Origin of the sequence: Burkholderia sp. PAMC 28687, assembly GCF_001577465.1 — a bacterium.
Classification (GTDB): domain Bacteria; phylum Pseudomonadota; class Gammaproteobacteria; order Burkholderiales; family Burkholderiaceae; genus Caballeronia.
Genome location: NZ_CP014505.1, coordinates 316,554 through 336,787 on the forward strand (window position 1 = coordinate 316,554; position 20,234 = coordinate 336,787).

The 20,234-nt window shown below is 61.0% G+C and carries 16 protein-coding genes and 2 pseudogenes; 9 read left to right on the plus strand and 9 right to left on the minus strand.

Annotated features, from left to right (window positions below):
- Positions 1 to 24 precede the first annotated feature (24 nt).
- Entirely contained in the window at positions 25 to 2,811 is a 2,787-nt protein-coding gene (gene glnE, locus AX768_RS01495; protein WP_061998483.1) for a bifunctional [glutamate--ammonia ligase]-adenylyl-L-tyrosine phosphorylase/[glutamate--ammonia-ligase] adenylyltransferase, read from the plus strand.
- Between the two features lie 53 nt (positions 2,812 to 2,864).
- Here glnE and AX768_RS33560 read toward each other — a convergent pair.
- The 3 genes and pseudogenes from AX768_RS33560 to AX768_RS01510 all read right to left on the minus strand — a co-directional run.
- Positions 2,865 to 3,101 (minus strand): annotated as a pseudogene (locus AX768_RS33560) (type II toxin-antitoxin system VapC family toxin); the annotation flags it as partial.
- A gap of 112 nt (positions 3,102 to 3,213) precedes the next feature.
- On the minus strand, positions 3,214 to 4,869 hold the full coding sequence (recN, locus tag AX768_RS01505; RefSeq protein ID WP_061998484.1) for a DNA repair protein RecN: 1,656 nt from the start codon (positions 4,867 to 4,869) through the stop codon (positions 3,214 to 3,216).
- Positions 4,870 to 4,875: 6 nt separating this feature from the next.
- Entirely contained in the window at positions 4,876 to 5,778 is a 903-nt protein-coding gene (locus AX768_RS01510) for an NAD kinase (RefSeq protein ID WP_061998485.1), read from the minus strand.
- A 252-nt stretch (positions 5,779 to 6,030) separates the two neighbouring features.
- On the opposite strand from AX768_RS01510, the gene hrcA reads away from it, so the two are divergent.
- The 3 genes from hrcA (at position 6,031) to AX768_RS01525 (ending at position 8,696) form a co-directional block, all read left to right on the plus strand.
- On the plus strand, positions 6,031 to 7,047 hold the full coding sequence (gene hrcA, locus AX768_RS01515) for a heat-inducible transcriptional repressor HrcA (RefSeq protein WP_056356176.1): 1,017 nt from the start codon (positions 6,031 to 6,033) through the stop codon (positions 7,045 to 7,047).
- A gap of 163 nt (positions 7,048 to 7,210) precedes the next feature.
- Complete coding sequence (gene hemH / locus AX768_RS01520) at positions 7,211 to 8,278, plus strand: ferrochelatase (protein ID WP_061998486.1); 1,068 nt, start codon at positions 7,211 to 7,213, stop codon at positions 8,276 to 8,278.
- Positions 8,279 to 8,288: 10 nt separating this feature from the next.
- Positions 8,289 to 8,696 (plus strand): RNA-binding S4 domain-containing protein, encoded by a 408-nt coding sequence (locus AX768_RS01525; RefSeq protein ID WP_061998487.1) that lies wholly within the window; start codon positions 8,289 to 8,291, stop codon positions 8,694 to 8,696.
- Here the strand turns inward: AX768_RS01525 and AX768_RS33565 are convergent.
- Positions 8,668 to 8,829, minus strand: a complete 162-nt coding sequence (locus tag AX768_RS33565; protein WP_162916028.1) for a hypothetical protein — start codon at positions 8,827 to 8,829, stop codon at positions 8,668 to 8,670. The genes AX768_RS01525 and AX768_RS33565 overlap by 29 nt on opposite strands.
- A gap of 455 nt (positions 8,830 to 9,284) precedes the next feature.
- Between AX768_RS33565 and grpE the strand changes: the two genes are divergently transcribed.
- The 5 genes from grpE to AX768_RS01550 all read left to right on the plus strand — a co-directional run bounded on the left by grpE (position 9,285) and on the right by AX768_RS01550 (position 15,700).
- The gene (grpE, locus tag AX768_RS01530) at positions 9,285 to 9,863 is read left to right on the plus strand and encodes a nucleotide exchange factor GrpE (protein WP_061998488.1); all 579 of its coding nucleotides are present in this window, start codon (positions 9,285 to 9,287) and stop codon (positions 9,861 to 9,863) included.
- A gap of 28 nt (positions 9,864 to 9,891) precedes the next feature.
- Positions 9,892 to 10,287 carry a thioredoxin family protein gene (locus AX768_RS01535; RefSeq protein WP_061998489.1) on the plus strand — a complete coding sequence of 132 codons (396 nt, stop codon included), beginning with the start codon at positions 9,892 to 9,894 and terminating at the stop codon, positions 10,285 to 10,287.
- A gap of 195 nt (positions 10,288 to 10,482) precedes the next feature.
- Positions 10,483 to 12,432 carry a molecular chaperone DnaK gene (gene dnaK, locus AX768_RS01540; RefSeq protein WP_061998490.1) on the plus strand — a complete coding sequence of 650 codons (1,950 nt, stop codon included), beginning with the start codon at positions 10,483 to 10,485 and terminating at the stop codon, positions 12,430 to 12,432.
- A 324-nt stretch (positions 12,433 to 12,756) separates the two neighbouring features.
- Positions 12,757 to 13,905 carry a molecular chaperone DnaJ gene (gene dnaJ / locus AX768_RS01545; RefSeq protein ID WP_061998491.1) on the plus strand — a complete coding sequence of 383 codons (1,149 nt, stop codon included), beginning with the start codon at positions 12,757 to 12,759 and terminating at the stop codon, positions 13,903 to 13,905.
- A gap of 10 nt (positions 13,906 to 13,915) precedes the next feature.
- Entirely contained in the window at positions 13,916 to 15,700 is a 1,785-nt protein-coding gene (locus AX768_RS01550; protein ID WP_061998492.1) for a chorismate-binding protein, read from the plus strand.
- 6 nt (positions 15,701 to 15,706) lie between these two features.
- Here the strand turns inward: AX768_RS01550 and panB are convergent, their stop codons facing one another.
- The 5 genes and pseudogenes from panB to AX768_RS01575 all read right to left on the minus strand — a co-directional run bounded on the left by panB (position 15,707) and on the right by AX768_RS01575 (position 20,217).
- Complete coding sequence (gene panB / locus AX768_RS01555) at positions 15,707 to 16,522, minus strand: 3-methyl-2-oxobutanoate hydroxymethyltransferase (protein ID WP_061998493.1); 816 nt, start codon at positions 16,520 to 16,522, stop codon at positions 15,707 to 15,709.
- Positions 16,523 to 16,580: 58 nt separating this feature from the next.
- Positions 16,581 to 17,285 carry a deoxynucleoside kinase gene (locus AX768_RS01560; protein ID WP_061998494.1) on the minus strand — a complete coding sequence of 235 codons (705 nt, stop codon included), beginning with the start codon at positions 17,283 to 17,285 and terminating at the stop codon, positions 16,581 to 16,583.
- A gap of 39 nt (positions 17,286 to 17,324) precedes the next feature.
- Complete coding sequence (gene folK / locus AX768_RS01565; RefSeq protein ID WP_061998495.1) at positions 17,325 to 17,852, minus strand: 2-amino-4-hydroxy-6-hydroxymethyldihydropteridine diphosphokinase; 528 nt, start codon at positions 17,850 to 17,852, stop codon at positions 17,325 to 17,327.
- A 94-nt stretch (positions 17,853 to 17,946) separates the two neighbouring features.
- Positions 17,947 to 19,538, minus strand: a pseudogene (pcnB, locus tag AX768_RS01570) (polynucleotide adenylyltransferase PcnB).
- Positions 19,531 to 20,217 carry an HAD family hydrolase gene (locus AX768_RS01575; RefSeq protein WP_061998496.1) on the minus strand — a complete coding sequence of 229 codons (687 nt, stop codon included), beginning with the start codon at positions 20,215 to 20,217 and terminating at the stop codon, positions 19,531 to 19,533. The pseudogene pcnB and the gene AX768_RS01575 overlap by 8 nt, the downstream one beginning before the upstream one ends.
- Between the last annotated feature and the right edge of the window lie 17 nt (positions 20,218 to 20,234).

Consider the following 20,234-nt stretch of genomic DNA (forward strand, 5'->3'; position numbering starts at 1 on the left):
AGCAATGACCGAGCCCGACTTTCCATGACCGAAGCATCCTTGCTGAGTTCCAGCGCCTCGAACTACGCGGCGCGCCTCTACGCCGCGCGTCCCGAACTGCCGGCGCACATCGCGCAATGGTCGAAGGCGCCGGTCCGGCGCGCGTGGATCGAGGAGCGTCTGGACGCGTTGTGCAACGTGTGTGCAGGCGGTGCCCGGTTCGATGAAGCCCGGCTCAAGACCGCGTTGCGCAGGCTTCGTGGAGAGGTTTTCTGCACGGTGATGGAACGCGATCTTGCCGGTCTCGCCGACGTCGCGGAAGTTACCGGCGCCATGACCGACCTCGCGGAGCTGACCATTCGGCGGGCGTTGGCGGTTTTGTCGGCGGATCTGGAGACCACCTTCGGCGAGCCGCGCGGACAGGACGGGCAGCGCCTGACGTTGGGCGTCGTCGGCATGGGGAAACTGGGCGGACGTGAATTGAATGTGTCGTCGGATATCGACCTGATCTTCGTTTATGAGGACGATGGCGAGACGACGGGCGGGGAACGCGCGGCTTTATCGACGCAAGAATATTTCACGCGGCTTGGGCGCAAGCTGATCGGCGCGCTGGCTGAAGTGACGGAAGATGGCTATGTGTTTCGTGTCGATATGCGCCTGCGTCCGAACGGCGATGCCGGTCCGCTGGCCTGCGGACTCGGCATGCTCGAAGAATATTTCTACGTGCAGGGCCGCGAATGGGAGCGCTATGCATGGATCAAGGGGCGGCTGGTTTCCGAGGGCGAAAGCGAAGCGGCGCAACGGCTCGCCAGGCAACTCGAGGCGCTGTCCACGCCATTCATATACAGGCGGTATCTGGACTACGGCGTGATCAGCGCGATCCGGTCGCTGCATGTCCAGATTCGCCAGGAAGCGCAGCGCCGTGCGTCCATGCGCCCCGATAAGGCCGACGACATCAAGCTCGGCCGCGGCGGAATCCGGGAGATCGAATTCAGCGCGCAAGTCTTCCAGTTGATCCGGGGCGGCCAGCTTGCCGATCTGCGGATTCGTCCGACTTTGTCCGTGCTGGAGAAGGCCGTGGCGTACGGACTGATCGCGCCCGCCGTCTGCGCCGAGCTCACCGAGGCATACCTCTTCCTGCGTAAGCTCGAACACCGCTTGCAATATAGAAACGATGCACAGACGCACGCCATGCCGGTCTCGCCGGAGGACCGTTCGGTGCTTGCCGAAACAATGGGTTTCTCCAGTTACGAAGCGCTCAAGGACGCGCTGGAAGCGCATCGGGCGCGCGTCGAATATCAATTCGACCAGACTTTCGCCGACAAGGTGAACGGCGACGGCGGTTGCGGCGTGGCGGAGGATTCGGCGGCTTCGTGGGTCTGGAGCAGCGCGCTCGCCGACGACAGCGCTGAGGAACGACTGCGCGAACGTGTGACGGAACTTGGATTTACCGATGCCCCCGCCGTGCTCGCGCGCTTGCGCAGCGTGTGGACATCGACACGATACGAAGGCTTGCCCGAGCGCAGCCGCGAACGCTTCGACATCATTGCGCAACGCGCGCTCGAAGCCGCGCAGCGAGCGCAGCCGCCCGAGCGGCGCGGCGACACGATCGCGCGGCTGTTCGATTTGCTCGAAGCGGTCAGCCGGCGCGGCGCTTATCTCGCGCTCCTGACCGAATATCCGGCCGCGCTGGAGCGGGTGCTGGCGGTGCTGGGTGCATCGCGCTGGGCCGCGGGGTATCTGATCCGCCATCCGCAACTGCTGGATGAATTGCTCGACGACGAAGTCATTTCCAGCCCGTTCGACTGGCAGGAATTCCGCACGACCTTGCGCGCGCAAATGGCCGCCGCCGATGGCGCAGAACAGCAAATGGACTTGTTACGCCACGCGCACCAGGCCGAGGTGTTCCGGATCTTGCTGATTGATCTGAGCGGCAAGATCACGGTCGAGCACGTGAGCGACCTGCTGTCGGCGCTGGCCGATGCCGTGCTCGATGTCACCATCGAAACGGTGTGGGCGCAGTTTCCGAAGCGGCATCGCGAAGTGCCGCGCTTTTCCGTGATTGCATACGGGAAACTCGGCGGCAAGGAGCTGGGTTATGCGTCGGACCTGGATTTGATCTTCCTCCACGACGACCCCGACGATTCCGCCAGCGATATCTACGCCATGTTCGCTCGCCGCCTCGTGACGTGGCTCACCACGGCGACCGGTGCCGGCACCTTGTTCGACGTTGATCTGCGCCTGCGTCCAAACGGCGAATCCGGTCTGCTGGTGACAAGCGTGGAGTCGTTCCGGCGCTATCAGATTCGTGAAGGCGATGCCGCGAATACGGCGTGGGTCTGGGAACATCAGGCGTTGTCGCGTGCGCGTTATTGCGCCGGCGATGCCGAAATTGGCGCGCGCTTCGAAGAGATTCGCGCGCACGTCCTGACCATGCCGCGCGACGCCAATGCCCTCGCTCAGGAGATCGTCGCGATGCGCGAGCGCGTGTACGCCGGCCATCCGAACAAAAGCAAGCTCTTCGACCTGAAGCATGATCGCGGCGGGATGGTGGACATCGAGTTCATCGTGCAGTTCTGGGTGCTGCTGCACTCACGCGAGGACGGCGAGTTCGTGCGCAATCTCGGCAATATCTCCCTGCTGGGACATGCCGCGCGCTTTGGCGTGATGAGTGACGAAGAAGCGGAAACGGTGGCGGCGGCTTATCGACGGTACAGGAAGTTGCAGCACACGCTGCGGCTCGATGGCATGGAAAAGGCGCGGGTCGAGCCAGACGTGGTCGCAGCCGAGAGGGAGGCAGTGAGCGGGCTTTGGGCGCGGGTGTTTGGGTAGTACGAGTCGCGGCGTTTACTTGACCAGGCGAATCGGACTCGCTTTGTACTCAGCTACCGTTTCGTCATTGGTAGCAAGATGATGCCCTCGACCGTTGCTTGCGCAATCAGCAGCCGATCGAACGTGTCTTTGTGGTGGTCGGGCAAGTTGGCGACTGCCGCAGTGTGCGCGCTGCCGATCACCAATTCGATGTAGCCATTGTCCAACAGCGCCCGGCGAAACAGATGCGAATCGACTTTGAAGTCGGGTCTTCCCAGCCCGTTCTTGATTGCCACTTCCCAGACGCTGGCCGCATTGAAGAGTAGTTCGTTTTCCTCATCCTCAAAAAGCTCCTTGGCCTTAGCTGACTTGGGTTAGTCTGCCACGAGCGCAAATCGTTGAGTTTTGATGCTACGCGCTGATTCACGCCGCCAGCATTTCCTTCGCGTGCTTGCGCGTGGTGGCCGTGATCTCAAGTCCGCCCAGCATGCGTGCGACTTCTTCCACGCGCTTCGATTTATCCAGAGGCGTAACCGTGCTGACCGTACCGCCCGATGAATCACCGGCTTTCGCCACCTGGAAGTGATGATCGCCGCGCGCCGCGACTTGCGGCAAGTGCGTGACGCACAGCACTTGCCGGTCGCGTCCAAGTTGATGGAGCAACCGCCCGACGACTTCCGCTACGCCGCCGCCAATTCCCGTGTCCACTTCGTCGAAAATCAACGTGGGCGTCGGGCTCGCCGTGCTTGCAATCACCGCCAGCGCCAAACTGATCCGCGCGAGTTCCCCGCCCGATGCAACCTTCGCCAGCGGCCGCAGCGTCACGCCGGCGTGACCGGCCACGCGGAACTCGATCTGCTCGAGCCCGTACGCGCCGCCTTCGGCAAGCGGCACGAGCGCGACCTCGAAGCTTCCGCCGGCCATCGATAATTCCTGCATCCCCTGCGTAACCGCCTTGCCGAGCGACTTCGCGGCTTTTGCGCGCGCTTTCGACAACACCGTCGCTTCAGCCAGATAAGCTTCCTTCGCTTTCGTCACTGCGGCGCGCAACGCGTCGAGATCGGCGGCGGCGTCGAGAGCGGCCAACTGGCGGCGGCGCTCCGCATGCTCCTCGGGCAACGCTTCCGGCTGCATGCGGAACTTGCGCGCGGCCGAATGCAACTGATCCATCCGATGCTCGACCTGTGCCAGACGGTTCGGATCGAGTTCCAGCCGCTGCGCGTAATGCGACAGCGAATACGACGCCTCCTGCAACTGGATCTCGGCGGGTTCGAGCGACGCCAGGACATCGGCGAGTGCGGGATCGATATCAGCGAGACCACGTAGTTTCGACACGATCGCGGCAAGTTGCGTGATCATGGCTTCGTCGGATTCGGACAGCGAGTTCAGCGCGCCTTGCACGCCATCGATCAAACTCGCCGAATGCGATAACCGGTGATGCTCCCCGCTGACGTCTTCCCATTCGCCGGGCTGCGGCGCGAGCTTGTCGAGTTCGCTCAGTTGCCATGCCAGGCGCTCCCGCTCCAGTTGCAACTCGCGGTCGCGGTTTTGCGCAAGTTCCACCGCGTGCGTAGCGTCGCGCCAGACCCGATGTGTCCGCGCCACTTTCTGCGCGGTTTCGAGCAGGCCGGCGTGGGTATCGAAGAGTTCGCGTTGCGCGTCAGGACGCATCAGCAATTGATGCGCGTGCTGGCCGTGAATGTCGACGAGCATTTCGCTCAGCTCGCGCAACTGCACGAGCGTGGCCGGCGTCCCGTTGATGAACGCTCGCGAGCGGCCGCCCGAATCCACGACGCGCCGGAGCATCACCGTGTCGCCGTCGCCGGTTGCGAGCGCATGTTCGTCGAGCCACTGCACGACCTGCGCGTGCGTTGAAAACTCCGCGGTGATATCGGCGCGTGCCTCACCCGTACGCACGATGCTCGCGTCGGCGCGGGCGCCGAGCGTAAGTGCGAGGGCATCGATAAGAATCGATTTCCCCGCGCCGGTTTCACCCGAAAACACGGTGAAGCCGCGCTCGAACTCGAGGTCGAGCGCAGAAACAATGACGAAGTCCCGAATCGATAAATGACGGAGCATGGGTGTTTAGAGTTTCGAAACGTCTTCGTGCGAAGGATATTCGTTCCAGTGCAGCTTCTTGCGCAGGGTGGCGTAATGGCTATAACCCACCGGATGCAGCACCGGCACGGTATGCCGCGAACGCCGCACTTCGATTGTGTCGTTCAGCTCGACGGCAGTGAATGACTGCATGTCGAAGTTCACGTTCACATCACGCCCGCCGATGATCTGGATATCGACCTGGGAGTCGTCCGGCAGCACGATTGGCCGATTGGACAGCGAATGCGGCGCAATGGGTACGAGCACGAATCCCCCCAGTTGCGGATGAAGAATGGGTCCGGAAGAAGACAGCGCGTAAGCGGTCGACCCGGTTGGCGTCGCCACGATCAGTCCGTCCGAGCGCTGGTTGTACATGAAGCGCCCGTCCACGGAAACACGCAGTTCCGCCATGCCCGAAAAGCCGCTTCTGTTCACCACTACGTCGTTGAACGCCAACGCGTGGTAGATCGGCTGGCCGTCCCGGACAATGCGCGCTTCGAGCAGGGTCCGCTCTTCGCGCTCGAAACTGCCTCCCAGCATTTGCGGAACGAGTTCCTGCATTTCGGCAAGCGTAATGTCCGTGATGAAGCCGAGCCGACCGTGGTTCACGCCGATCAGCGGCGTCCGGTACGGCGCCAGTTGCCGCCCGAGGCCAAGCATGGTGCCGTCGCCGCCCAGCACGACCGCGACGTCCGCGCGGGCGCCGATCTCGGGCGCGGTCAACGCCGGATAATCGGTCACGCCGACTTCCTGCGCCGTATCGGCTTCGAACACGACGTCGAAGCCGCGCTTCGCGATGCAGGCGGCGAGCGCCGTCAACGGCTCCCTGATGCCGGGCGTATTGTTGCGCCCTACGAGCGCGACGGTCTTGAATTGGGTGCCAATATCCATGGCGGCATTACACCATAGGTGAGTGTCGAAAAGAACCGCGGGCCGCGTCGGGATTACCTTTGGACCAGATCTGGCTTGTTCCCGGGCTGTCACGGGGCTGTCCCGTTACGGTAAGCTCCGGCGCGGCAGTTAATTCTCGTTAGAATGATGTGCAACATGAATTGATGACGGACGAATGAAAAAGGGTGGTTTGCTCTTGTTCAGCCGATCACCGCGTTCGCTGCTCCAACCACGTTGAGCTAAAATTTCCCCATGCTAGACCCACGTGCCCAGACCCTCCTCAAAACGCTGATCGAGCGATATATCGCAGAAGGTCAGCCGGTCGGTTCTCGCACGCTGTCGCGTTACTCCGGCCTCGAGCTCAGTCCCGCCACCATCCGCAACGTGATGTCGGACCTGGAGGACCTCGGGCTGGTGGTGAGTCCCCACACGTCGGCGGGCCGGATTCCCACGCCACGCGGCTATCGGCTCTTCGTGGATACCATGCTGACCGTCGAAACCACCGACGACGAAGCCATGACCTCCGCGGTCAAGATCAAGCTGCAAGGCGGCGAACCGGCAAAGATCGTGGCTGCCGCCGCGAGCGTTCTTTCTAACCTCTCTCAATTCGCGGGCGTCATTCTCACGCCGCGCCGCAGCCATATGTTCAAGCAGATCGAGTTCATGCGGCTGTCGGACAAACGCATTCTGCTGATCATCGTCACACCTGAAGGTGACGTTCAGAACCGCATCATGGCGACACAGCGTGACTATTCGCCGTCGCAACTCACCGAGGCGTCGAATTACATCAACGCGAATTTCGCTGGCTTGTCCTTCGACGAAGTACGCCGCCGACTTCGCGAGGAAATCGACGCGCTTCGCGGCGACATGACAACGCTGATGCAGGCAGCGGTGGCCGCGAGCGTGGACGAGACCGATCCCGGCGAGACCCTGCTGATTTCCGGCGAACGCAATCTGCTGGAAGTGGCGGACCTCTCCTCCGACATGGCGCGGCTGCGCAAGCTTTTCGACGTATTTGATCAAAAGACGAGTCTCCTTCAATTACTCGACGTGTCGAGCCACGCCCAGGGCGTGCAGATATTCATTGGCGGCGAGTCGAATCTCGTGCCGATCGAGGAAATGAGCGTGGTGACCGCGCCATACGAGGTGAACGGGAAGATCGTCGGCACGCTCGGCGTGATCGGACCTACACGCATGGCGTACAACCGCGTCATTCCAATCGTCGATATCACCGCGCGGCTCTTGTCCCTCTCGCTCAGTCAACAATAAGCCGGTTCCGAAGGGGGAAAATCCCGCAATCCCCCGTCCGACAACTCATCTTGCCCCGTGCGAAGCCGGCGCGCCACTAGGCCGATCGGCCGATGTTGCGTTCCGAAACGCGCCGCTATAATGGGTTTTACTCAATCACGCTGGCTTGCCGAGCTTCTCTTATATGCGCTACGACCTCGAGTTGCCCTCGCAGCCTTCCGCTTCGCACCGCGTTGCCGTGCTGCTGATCAACCTCGGCACGCCGGACGCGCCCACGCCGAAAGCGGTGCGCAAGTACCTCGCCCAGTTCTTGTCGGACCCGCGCGTGGTGGAGATTCCCGCAATTGCGTGGCAGGTCATCCTGCGCCTGGCAATCCTGCCGTTTCGCGGCCGTGCGTCGGCGAAGAAATACGCTCAGGTCTGGTTGCCGGAAGGCTCGCCGCTGCGCGTCTATACGGAAAAGCAGGTTGAGGGGCTACGGCGACTCTTTGCCGTGAACGACTACCATGTAATCGTCGATTACGCGATGCGCTACGGTTCGCCAGGCATTCCTGCGATGCTGAACCAACTCAAGCTGGAAGGCGCTGAGCGCGTGTTGCTCGTGCCCATGTACCCGCAGTATTCGTCATCGACCACGGCAACCGCCTTTGACGATGCGTTCAATGCGTTGCGGCGCGTACGTAATCAGCCGGAATTGCGCACGATTCGCCATTACGCAGACCATCCGGCGTATATCGGCGCGTTGGTCGAGCAGGTTCGCGAATACTGGCGCCAGCACGGGCAGCCGGACTTCGCTTCGGGCGACAGACTGGTGCTCAGCTTTCATGGCGTTCCCAAACGGACAATGGACCTCGGCGATCCGTATCACGACCAGTGTCAACAGACGGGTTCATTGTTGATGGCCGCACTCGGGCTTTCGCCGGTCGAATGCCGCGTGACATTCCAGTCGCGGTTTGGTCCCGCTGAATGGTTGCAACCGTACACGGCTCCTACGCTCGCCGAACTGGGCGCCGCCGGTGCGAAGCGCGTTGACGTGTTCTGCCCGGGCTTCACGTCGGATTGCCTGGAAACGATCGAAGAAATTGGCATTGAAGTGCGCGATGACTTCCTGAAGGCCGGCGGCAAGGAGTTTCACCGGATCCCCTGCTTGAATGCATCGCCGGCGTGGATCAAGGCGCTCGGGGAAATCGTCGCGCAGCATCTGCAAGGCTGGCCGGTTCAGACGCCACAAGCCTTGAGCGCCGCTGCATAAGGTTCGAGCCATGAACTACGCCATCTCAACCGATTCCAGCGCACGCCTTCGTATCGACAAATGGCTGTGGGCGGCGCGTTTTTTCAAAACGCGTTCGCTCGCAAGCGATGCCGTAGAGAAGGGTCGCGTGCGGATTGGCGGCGCGAACGTGAAGCCATCGAAGGACGTGCGGGTCGGCGATCTGGTGGAGATCGAGATCGAGCACGTGCTCTGGCAAGTGGACGTGGTGGGGATCTGTGAAGTACGCGGTCCGGCAACGGTTGCGCAGACGCTTTATAAGGAAACAGTTTCAGGCCGGGAGAAGCGCGTGGCGGAGAGCGAGCGCAGAAAGACGTACCGGGAACCGGCGGCCGCGCTGCAAGGCCGGCCGACCAAACGGGACCGGCGAATTATCGACAAACTTTCAGGTGCTGACTAAACAGGCTTTCCATGGTAGCGGATACGCCGCCATACTCCACATTGTGGTCGTTCACTGCGCCCGACATGCAGATAGTCGTTGTGCCGCCAACGAGTACCAATGCGACCACCGCAATAGCTAAGGTCAGTTTCATGGCACTCCTCGTGGCAACGCAAACGGCTCGAAATACGGACGCTGACGTTGGCTCAACAGCTCGCTTCAGCGAATAAACAACTTGGAATCTGGCTTTCGTAAGATTAGGGTTAACTAGTGCTTCCGAAGACATGATCGAAGTGTAGGTGACGTGATCGTCCGGCTCAATCTCAATCTGATCACTGGCTGAAAATGGTTGTAACGGGCCGTTTCCGGACTGTAGAAACGACGCCGAAAACCGCGTGCAACCCCTTGAAAACGCTCACGCCAGCCTCAAGTACGTTTTCAGGGTAAGCATCGACGTGCCTCGATTCATTCTTGCTACCTGCCGTTACGACCGTGGTGTTTTAGCAACGTTGGCGCGGCAGGTATCATCGGCAGCTTTCCGATGGATCGAAACCGCAACGGTGCTTTCGATTTCATCCGTTTTCATCCTTAGCAAAAATCTCAAGCGACATGGAAAACACGCAAGACAACTCCGCGAGCCAGAATTCCACGCCCGGCGACGAAACGGCGGCTCAACATACCCAGCAGCCGAACCCGGCAGACGCAGCTTTTGCGACGGAAGCGGGCGACGTGAACGAAACCGAAGCTCTGCTCGCCGAAGCGCAGGCCAAGGCTGCGGCGTTGCAGGAAGAGTTTCTGCGCGCGAAAGCAGAAACCGAAAACGTGCGGCGCCGGGCGCAGGAAGACGTCCAGAAGGCGCATAAATTCGCGATCGAAAACTTTGCGGAAAACCTGCTTCCCGTGCTCGACAGCTTGGAAGCTGCGCTTGCGCACTCATCGACCGATCTTGCGAAAGTTCGCGAGGGCGTCGAGTTGACGCTGCGCCAGTTAACCGGTGCGCTTGAAAAAGGGCGCGTGGTCGAAATCAATCCGGTAGGCGAAAAATTCGACCCGCACCGTCATCAGGCGATTTCGATGGTTCCGGCCGACCAGGAGGCGAACACGGTCGTTACGGTGCTGCAAAAAGGCTACGTGATCGCGGACCGCGTCTTGCGACCGGCGCTCGTGACCGTCGCCGCGCCGAAATAGACATCGGCAGGCTGGAATCACCTTCGTCATGGCCAACATCCCCGTCGATGCGACTGCGTTTTCCGTTTTCGAGATGCAGGAATTGAGCGCTGAGACGTTCGATTCCGGCTTGGTATCGGCGGGAGACGAGTTGGCTGTGGTGTTTTTCTGGGGTTTCGAGTGCTTCAACTGCGAGATTGCCAAGAAAGCGATGCTCGCCAAGCCGGACGAGATCCGGACGCTCGGCCTCAAGTGGTTTCACAGCAATGTCTACGAGCACCGGGACCTTGGCCGGCGTTTCATGCTGCATGGCGTGCCGACGTGGTTTTTCTTTTACCGGGGCAAGCGCCTTGGGCGCGCGACCGGATGGCATGGACTCGGGCAATTCGAGGCCGCCGTGGAAGCAGCCCGCGAGAAGATCCGGATGCTCGACGCGAAGGTATGAGCCGATCTTCCAAGAAAGTTGCAGTCAGGATAAAAAAAATGAGGTTGCGTCGGTTTTTGGTCTTGAAAACGATGCGAACGCTCTTATTTGGCGTACAGGGTTAAATTTTGGGCATCGAGAAGCGTTTTTGAACGATAAACACGTTGAAAACGCAAATCCGGATGCGCTGCGATCAAAGTCAGGAGAGTGATAAAAATGGGCAGAATCATTGGTATCGATCTGGGCACGACGAACTCGTGCGTGGCGATCATGGAAGGCAACACCGTCAAAGTGATCGAAAATGCGGAAGGCACGCGTACCACGCCGTCGATCATTGCTTATGTCGACGACAACGAAATCCTCGTTGGTGCGCCGGCAAAGCGTCAGTCGGTGACAAATCCGAAAAACACGTTGTACGCAGTCAAGCGGCTGATCGGCCGTCGGTTTGACGAAAAGGAAGTGCAAAAGGACATCGCGTTGATGCCTTACAAGATCGTGCGCGCCGATAACGGCGACGCCTGGGTTGAAGCCCGCGATCAAAAGCTGGCACCGCCGCAAATCTCGGCCGAAGTGCTGCGCAAGATGAAGAAGACCGCTGAAGACTATCTCGGCGAAGAAGTGACGGAAGCTGTGATCACGGTTCCGGCGTACTTCAACGACAGCCAGCGTCAGGCCACGAAAGATGCAGGCCGTATTGCTGGTCTGGACGTGAAGCGCATCATCAACGAACCGACTGCAGCCGCGCTCGCGTTCGGCTTGGACAAGAACGAAAAGGGCGACCGCAAGATTGCCGTCTATGACCTGGGCGGCGGTACGTTCGACGTGTCGATCATCGAAATCGCAGACGTTGACGGCGAAAAGCAGTTCGAAGTGCTGTCCACGAACGGTGACACGTTCCTGGGCGGTGAGGACTTCGACCAGCGCGTCATCGAATACATCATTGTCGAGTTCAAGAAGGAACAAGGCGTCGATCTGTCGAAGGACGTGCTCGCGCTGCAACGCCTGAAGGAAGCGGCGGAAAAGGCGAAGATCGAGTTGTCATCGGCGGCTCAGACCGAGATCAACCTGCCGTACATCACGGCTGACGCGTCGGGTCCGAAGCACTTGAACCTGAAAATTACGCGTGCGAAGCTGGAGTCGCTAGTCGAGGAATTGATCGAGCGCACCATGGAACCGTGCCGTGTCGCTATCAAGGATGCAGGCGTGAAGGTCGGCGATATCGACGACATCATCCTGGTCGGCGGTATGACGCGTATGCCGAAGGTGCAGGACAAGGTCAAGGAATTCTTCGGCAAGGAACCGCGTCGTGACGTGAACCCGGACGAAGCCGTGGCTGTTGGCGCCGCGATCCAGGGCCAGGTTCTGTCGGGCGATCGCAAGGACGTGTTGCTGCTGGACGTGACGCCGTTGTCGCTGGGTATTGAAACCCTTGGCGGCGTGATGACGAAGATGATCAACAAGAACACGACCATCCCGACGAAGCACGCACAAGTCTATTCGACCGCCGACGACAACCAGAGCGCCGTGACCATCAAGGTTTTCCAGGGTGAGCGCGAAATGGCGGCAGGCAACAAGCTGCTGGGCGAGTTCAACCTCGAAGGCATTCCGCCGGCAGCACGCGGCACGCCGCAGATCGAAGTGAGCTTCGACATCGACGCGAACGGCATTCTCCACGTCGGCGCGAAGGACAAGGCGACCGGCAAGGAAAACAAGATCGTCATCAAGGCGAACTCGGGTCTGTCTGACGCCGAGATCGACAAGATGGTGAAGGATGCTGAAGCGAACGCTGACGAAGATCATCGTCTGCGTGAACTGGCCGACTCGCGCAATCAGGGCGACGCGCTGGTGCACAGCACGAAGAAGGCCGTGGCTGAGTACGGCGACAAGATTGAAGCGGCCGAGAAGGAACAGATCGAAGCTGCGTTGAAGGATCTTGAAGAAGCGCTCAAGAGCACGGCGAGCGACAAGGCCAGCATTGACGCGAAGATTGAAACGCTGTCCACGGCGTCGCAGAAACTCGGCGAAAAGATGTACGCCGACATGGCTGCAGCGCAAGGTGCTGCGGGCGCGGCGGCTGGTGCAGCGGGCGGTGCAGGCGCGCAGGCGGCGCCGGAGCAGCACGACGACGTTGTCGATGCCGACTTCAAGGAAGTGAAGAAGGACTAAGTCGATTGAATCGCGAAAGCGTGTCATCGGCGAAGGTTGAACCGGTCTCGTGCGACTTCGTGCGGGACCGCGATGGAAGATGTCTTGCGAGAAGTTGAGCGCAAGTACGAAGAACGCGCCTGGCGAGCCAATTGGCTCCCCGGGCACGTTGTTTTTTAGAGGGCGCGGCGCTTTGTGCGAATTATTGTCGCCGGTCACAGGCTGACCGGGCGAATCGTACGAAGGCGAAGCGTCGACAAATCACATGAGTCGCAAGACTCCAGGCATCCAAGAGGGAGCTGTCGGCCTGATCGAAAAGATCGGGCGCGGTGGCGCTGAACCGATATGGCGAAACGGGATTACTACGAGGTTATGGGCGTCGCGAAGAACGCGAGCGACGACGAAATCAAGAAGGCGTATCGCAAGCTTGCGATGAAGCATCACCCCGACCGCAATCCGGATAGCAAGGATGCGGAAGAGCGTTTCAAGGAGGCCAAGGAGGCCTACGAAATGCTCTCGGATCCGCAAAAGCGCGCGGCTTACGACCAGTACGGACATGCCGGCGTCGATCCAAACATGGCCGGTGCTGGCCAGCAGGGTTTCGGCGGGTTCGCCGATGCCTTCGGCGATATATTCGGCGACATCTTCGGGCAGGCGGCCGGGGGCGGCGCGGGTGCAGGCGCCGGACGCGGGCGCGCAGGTCCACAGGTTTATCGTGGTGCAGATTTGCGCTACAGCATGGAAATTTCGCTGGAGCAGGCAGCGCACGGGTACGACACGCAAATTCGTGTACCGAGCTGGGTCAATTGCGAGATCTGCAAAGGCTCGGGCGCCAAGGCCGGCACGAAACCGGAAACATGTCCGACGTGTCACGGACAAGGCACCGTGCGAATGTCGCAGGGTTTCTTCAGCATCCAGCAAACGTGCCCGAAGTGTCACGGCACCGGCACCTTCATTCCTGAACCGTGCGGTCATTGCCACGGCGCGGGCAAGGTGAAGGAAACGAAGACGCTGGAGGTGAAGATTCCGGCGGGTATCGACGACGGCATGCGGATTCGTTCGTCGGGTAACGGCGAGCCGGGCATCAACGGCGGTCCGAGCGGCGACTTGTACGTCGAGATTCACATCAAGCAGCATTCGGTGTTCGAGCGCGATGGCGACGACCTCCATTGCCAGATGCCGATTCCGTTCACCACGGCGGCGCTTGGCGGCGAGATCGAAGTGCCGACGCTGGCCGGGCGCGCGAGCTTTACGGTGCCGGAAGGTACGCAGTCGGGCAAGACGTTCCGTCTGCGCAGCAAGGGCATCAAGGGATTGCGTTCGAGTATCGCCGGAGACTTGTATGTGCACGTCCAGGTCGAAACGCCGGTCAAGCTCACCGATCAGCAACGCGACCTGCTCAAGCAGTTCGAGCGTTCGCTGACGGAAGGCGGCTCGCGTCATAGTCCGCAAAGCAAGAGCTGGTTCGATCGGGTGAAGAGTTTCTTCGATTGAGGCACTGATCATGCAGCAACGCGGCGAGGTTTTCGCGCTGCTCGACGATTGCGACTCGACCGCCGGAAGGCGGTCGAGCCGCCTTTACGCCGGCTTCGTGCGCGAACGGTCGTGTCACGAAGCGGCAGAGCTGGACGACGTGTGCGCGAGCGTCAGGCGAGACCTGCACGATGGTTTGCACGTGGTCGTGCTGGCGGACTACGAATTCGGCCGCAATCTGCAGTTGGCGCAGCCCGGCAATGCCGCGCTGCGCTTTTTGTTGTTTCGCGAATGTACGTTTTTGTCGCGGGAAGAGGCCGAACAGTGGCTCGCTGAAAATGACAACGGATTGGCTGACCAGCCGTCGGTGGCGGGAGTGGCGAACATCGAATCGAGTGTGACGCCCGATGCGTTCGAACATGCCATCGCGGGTGTGCAGGAGGCGCTGCAGGCGGGCGACTCGTATCAGATCAATTACACATTCCGTCTCGCGTTCGATGTGTTCGGCTCGGCCATTGGGTTGTACCGAAGGCTGAGGGAGCGGCAACCGGTACGCTATGGCGCGTTGATCGCGATGCCCGACGGGCGTGACGTGTTGTCGTGCTCGCCGGAGTTGTTCATCGAACGTGAGGGTGATTTACTTCGCGCCCGACCAATGAAAGGCACCGCGCCGCGCAGCGCCGACCCAAAATGGCTGCGAGACGATCCGAAAAATCGCGCTGAGAACGTGATGATCGTGGATATGTTGCGCAACGACATGGCGCGCGTGGCCGTGACCGGAAGCGTCCGGGTGCCGCAATTGTTCACGGTCGAGGCGTACAAGTCGGTGTGGCAAATGACATCGACCGTGGAGGCGCGTTCGCGGCCCCGCACCTCGTTCGCCGATATCCTGCGCGCGCTGTTGCCGTGCGGATCGATCACGGGCGCGCCGAAACACAAGACCATGCAATTGATCGACGCGCTCGAAAGCACGCCGCGCGGTATTTATACCGGCGCCATAGGCTGGCTGGACGCGCGTGATGACTTCTGTTTGTCCGTGCCGATCCGCACGATTGAAATCGAGCATGGCCGGGGCAGGATGGGTATCGGCGCGGGTATTGTGCTGGACAGCGTCGCCGCCGATGAATTCGAGGAGTGCCAATTGAAAGCGCAATTCCTGACTGACTCCGATCCGGGTTTCCAGCTCTTCGAGACCACATTCGCAACGAAGGACGGGATTCGCCATTGGGGCCGGCATCTGGCGCGGTTGGCATCGAGCGCCGGGTGGTGCGGGTTTCCGCTTGACCGGACTGCGCTGCGAAGTCTTGTCGATGAAACCTGCGCCGGGTTTCAACAAGACGCCTCGTACAGACTCAGGATTGCACTGGCGAAAAGCGGCGAGATCAACGTAACGAGCGCGTCCCTTGCGCCGTTGGCGGAGCAAACGGTGAGCGTGTTGCTGGCATCGGAATATGGCTTTGCGCCGCGCTCTTCCAATGATCCGTTGCTCGAACACAAGACGACATCGCGTGAGGATTACGACCGTGCATGGCGCGAGGCCGAAACGCATGGCGCGTTCGATATGCTGTTCTTCAACGAGCGCGGCGAGCTGACGGAAGGCGGGCGGTCGAACGTATTCTTGAAGCGCGATGGCCGGTGGAAAACGCCGCCGCTCGGCGCGGGATTGCTGCCGGGCGTGATGCGCGGCGTCTTGCTGGAAGAGCTGGAAGCAGAAGAATGCGCGCTGACGCACGAAGATTTGAACCGCGCCGAAGCGCTGATGATCTGCAACGCGTTGCGCGGCGCAGTGGCCGCGCGGCTGAAACGCAAGAGCTAAAAAGCTTTAAAAAGTATGCTCCGGCCCGGGAAAACTCTTGTCCTTCACGGCCTGAACGTACGCTTCAACCGCCGCAAAAATACTCGGCTGGCCCTGCATGAAATCCTTCACGAAACGCGGCCGTTTGCCGGGAAAGATTCCCAGCATGTCGTGCAGCACGAGCACCTGGCCTGAACAATCGATACCCGCGCCTATGCCGATCGTCGGGATAACCAATTGTTCCGTGACCTCTCGCGCGAGCAACGTAGGCACTGCTTCGATCACCAGCAATTGCGCGCCGGCTTCCTGAAACGCCAACGCGTCGCGACGCATCTGGTCGGCGCCGGCATCGGTCTTGCCCTGCACCTTGAAGCCGCCGAACGCGTGCACGGATTGCGGCGTCAAGCCAACGTGCCCGCACACCGGAATGGAGCGATCAACCAGGAATCGCACGATCTCCGCCGACCATTCCCCGCCTTCGATCTTCACCATCTGCGCGCCGGCGCGCATCAGCTTCACGGCGTTCGCGTAAGTCTCTTCGCGTGAGCCGACCGTGCCGAACGGCATGTCCGCCACCACGAGCGCATTCTTGTTGCCTCGTACGACGGCAGCGGTGTGATACGCAATGTCATCGAGCACCACGGGCAACGTCGTGCCATGGCCCTGCAGCACATTGCCAAGCGAATCGCCGATCAACATCACGTCCACACCCGCGCGGTCGAGCAGCGCGGAAAAGCTGGCGTCGTAACACGTCAGCATCGTGATCTTTTCGCCGGCTTCGCGCATGGTCCGAAGCTTCGGAACGGTGATCGCGGTGCGGCTGGTTTCCTGCAAATACGCCATGGCAATTTCCACATCGACTAGATAAGAGACGGCACGCTGGCGCGCCGCCCGGACGGACTTAGAGTGACGTGCCCTTGACAAAGAATTCCTTGCGCCCGCGCATGGTTTCAATACGTTCGATCAGCAGCGCCAGATCGGCTTCCGATTCCAGCGGGTTCAAATGCTCGGCGTTCACCGTCAATAACGGCGTGGCGTCGTAGTGATAGAAGAAGTCATTGTAGGCGTCGCAGAGGGCGCGCAGGTAGGCATCGGGGATCTGCAGCTCCATGGGCACCGCGCGTTTCTGGATGCGCGCGAACAGCACCTCCGGACTGGCCTGCAGATACACCACGAGATCGGGCGCCGGCGCCGGCGCATTGAAGCGCCTCGATACCTCGCGGAACAGCTCGAACTCGTCGTCCGCCAGCGTCAGCCGTGCGAACAGCGCGGTTTTCTGGGTGATGAAATCCGTGATCAGCGGCGTGAGCGCGGATTGCCCGACATGTCCTGCGCCGCCCACGAGCGCCGCGCCGATTTCCTGAGCCTGTTGCGCGCGTTGCAACGCGAACTGCAATTGCGTGGCGAGCGCGTAACGCGAGTTGTCGCGATAAAACCGTTCGAGAAACGGATTCTCCTGCTGGCGCTCGAAAAGCGTACGCATGGACCAGCGCTCCGCGAGCAGCCGCGCGAGCGTGGTCTTGCCGACGCCAATCGGCCCTTCTATCGCTATGTATCTGTGCGGCGGGCGCAATTGCGGCGCGGTGACGGTAAGCGGCGTGCTCATGGCGTTTTCGTGGTTGTGAGGCTATGCGCGAGAGAGCGTTCAGGCTTCGCGACGGGATGTGCAGCGGGAGGCGAAAAGCGGGCACAGATGCGTCGCCACTTTTTCGATGCGTTGGTCTTCGACCGATGCCAGGAACGCATCGGCGCGGCCGCGCTGGGCGATGATCACCTCGCTATCGAGTTCGATCAGCGGCACGAGTGCAAACGCGCGTTCGGTGAGACGCGGGTGCGGGACCACGAGATCGGCTTCTTCAATGCATGAGTCGCCGAACAGCAGGATGTCGAGGTCGAGCGTGCGCGGCGCGTTGCGGTATGGCCGCTCGCGCCCGAAGTGCTCTTCAATGGAATGGCACAGCCGCAGCAAGTGTCGCGCGGGCAGGGTGGTATCGATCTTGACGACACAATTGAAGTAGTCGTCGCCACCAGCGTCGATCGGCGCGGTGCGATAGAGGCTCGATTTCGCGAGCACGCTGATCGTGTGTTGCTGAGCAAGACACACGACTGTGTCTTTCAGGGTCTGGCGCGCATCGCCAAGGTTTGCGCCCAGGCCCAGATAAGCTACCGTCATGGCATGAATCCTACGACTGTCGTTCGGCGAAACACGACGCGAATGCGCTGCCTAGCATGCACAAAGCAGGCGCAAAGCACGCGCACGGGCCGCGTCAATCGTCGCCGTGCCGCACGTCGCGCTCTTCGCGCACATCACGTTCTTCACGAGCCGATGCGTCCCCGCTGCTCGCGCCGCCCTCCATTCCGTCACCCGGCCTGCGGCTTTTGGCGTTGCTGCTGCGCCGCCGTCGTTTCTTGGGTGCCCGGTCCTTCCCGCCTTGCGAAACAAGTGACTCTCGCGCAGCAGCGTCCCCTTCGATGAAATCCGTCCACCACTGGCCAACCGATGCATCCAGTTCGCCCGATTCACACCGGAGCAGGAGGAAATCATAACCCGCCCGAAACCTTTGGTGTTCCAGCAGCTTCATCGCGCTGCGGCCGGAGCGTTTTTCAAGCCGATGTTGCAGGCCCCAGATCTCCCGCATATCCGATGAAAACCGCTTGTGGATAGCAAGCTTTTCGGTCTGCATGTCAAGCACGTCGTCCATCGCGCGATGCAACGCCGGCACGGGGAACTCACCGGCGAGCGTGTATTGCTGCCAGCGCGACTGCATGTCGTTCCAGAGCAGCGTGGCGAAGAGGAACCCCGGCGATACCCCTTTGCCCGCACGCACGCGCTCGTCAGTGTTGGTCAGCGCCAGCGTGATGAATTTCTCGCCGTGCGTGGATTCGAAAATCACGTCGAGCAGAGGCAATACGCCGTGATGCAAACCTTCAGCGCGCAAACGCGTCAGGCACGCGAGCGCGTGGCCTGAGAGCAGCAGCTTGAGCATCTCGTCGAAGAGACGCGCTGCAGGAACATTGCTGATCAGATCAGCCAGTTCCGCAATCGGCGCGCGGGTCGCGGACTCGATCTCGAAGCCGAGCTTCGCAGCAAAACGCACCACGCGCAGCATGCGCACCGGATCTTCCCTGTAACGCGTCGCGGGGTCTCCGATCATGCGCAGCAACCGCGCGCGGATGTCGGCCATGCCGTCGTGATAATCCAGCACGGTTTGCGTCGCCGGATCGTAATACATGGCGTTGATCGTGAAGTCGCGGCGCGTGGCGTCTTCGTGCTGCTCGCCCCAGACGTTGTCGCGCAGCACGCGGCCGCTGGCATCGACTGCATGCGTGCGTGTGTCCATCTCGCCGCGTCTCAAACGTGGCGGAGGTGGCGACGGCGGCGCGTCGGCGGGGGTATCGACGAGAGCGCGGAACGTCGATGTCTCGATGATGTCCTGCCCGAACTGCACGTGCACGATCTGAAACCGCCGACCGATGATGCGCGCCCGGCGAAACAGTTTTTGCACCTGGTCGGGCGTGGCGTCTGTTGCAACGTCGAAGTCCTTCGGCGCCACGTTCAGCAGCAGGTCGCGCACGGCGCCCCCACGATGAACGCCCGATGCCCGGCTTGTTGCAGCCCTTCGGTCACACGGATCGCGTTCTTCGAGATCAGCGACGGGTCGATGCCATGCACGTCCGCCGACAGGATCACCGGCACGTTCGGATCGCGCCTGGTTTCGGCCGGCGCCGCCTTCTTGCGCGTGGTCTTGCGGGCAGGTTTTACATCGTCGCCGGATGCAGCAACGAGCGGGGCGGTCGCCGGAGCGTCCTCTTTGGCGCTTTCCTGGCCGAACAGCTTGCGGATGAGTTTTTTAATCACGTGGGGAGAAGATTTCCAGGATGCGCCAGCCGCGGGACTGCGCATGAGCGCGCAGGGTGTCGTCGGGATTGGTCGCGATCGGGTCGGTGACTTTCTCTAGCAGAGGAATGTCGTTGTGCGAGTCGCTGTAGAAGTAGCTGTGTTCGAAGTCGCCCAGGCTTTTTCCCATGGAAGCGAGCCACATTTCGGTACGCACGATCTTGCCTTCGCGAAAGCTCGGCGTGCCCGTGGGGCGGCCGGTGAGCTCGCCGTTCGGGATATTGTCGACCGTTTCGACCTCGCAGGCGATCAGCGCGTCAATGCCGAATGCCTGGCCGATCGGCGCCGTGATGAACGCATTCGTGGCGGTCACGAGACAGCAGAGATCGCCCGCTTCCTGGTGTTTGCGCACCAGTTCGAGCGCGGCGGGCTGGATGGCCGGCGTGATGACCTCGCGCATGAACTGCGCGTGCCAGTCGTCCAGTTGCGTGCGCGGATGCCGCGCCAGCGGGGAAAGCTGGGCGTTCAGGTAGGCGTGGATATCGAGCGTGCCGTCCTTGTACTGCGCATAGAACGCGTCGTTTTGCTTCGCGAACTTTTCGGCATCGACAATACCGAGCCTCGCCATGAAGCGACCCCATTCGTGGTCGCTGTCCGTCGGGATGAGGGTGTGATCGAGATCAAATAGGGCTAGGTTCATGGGAGCGCATTTTACTT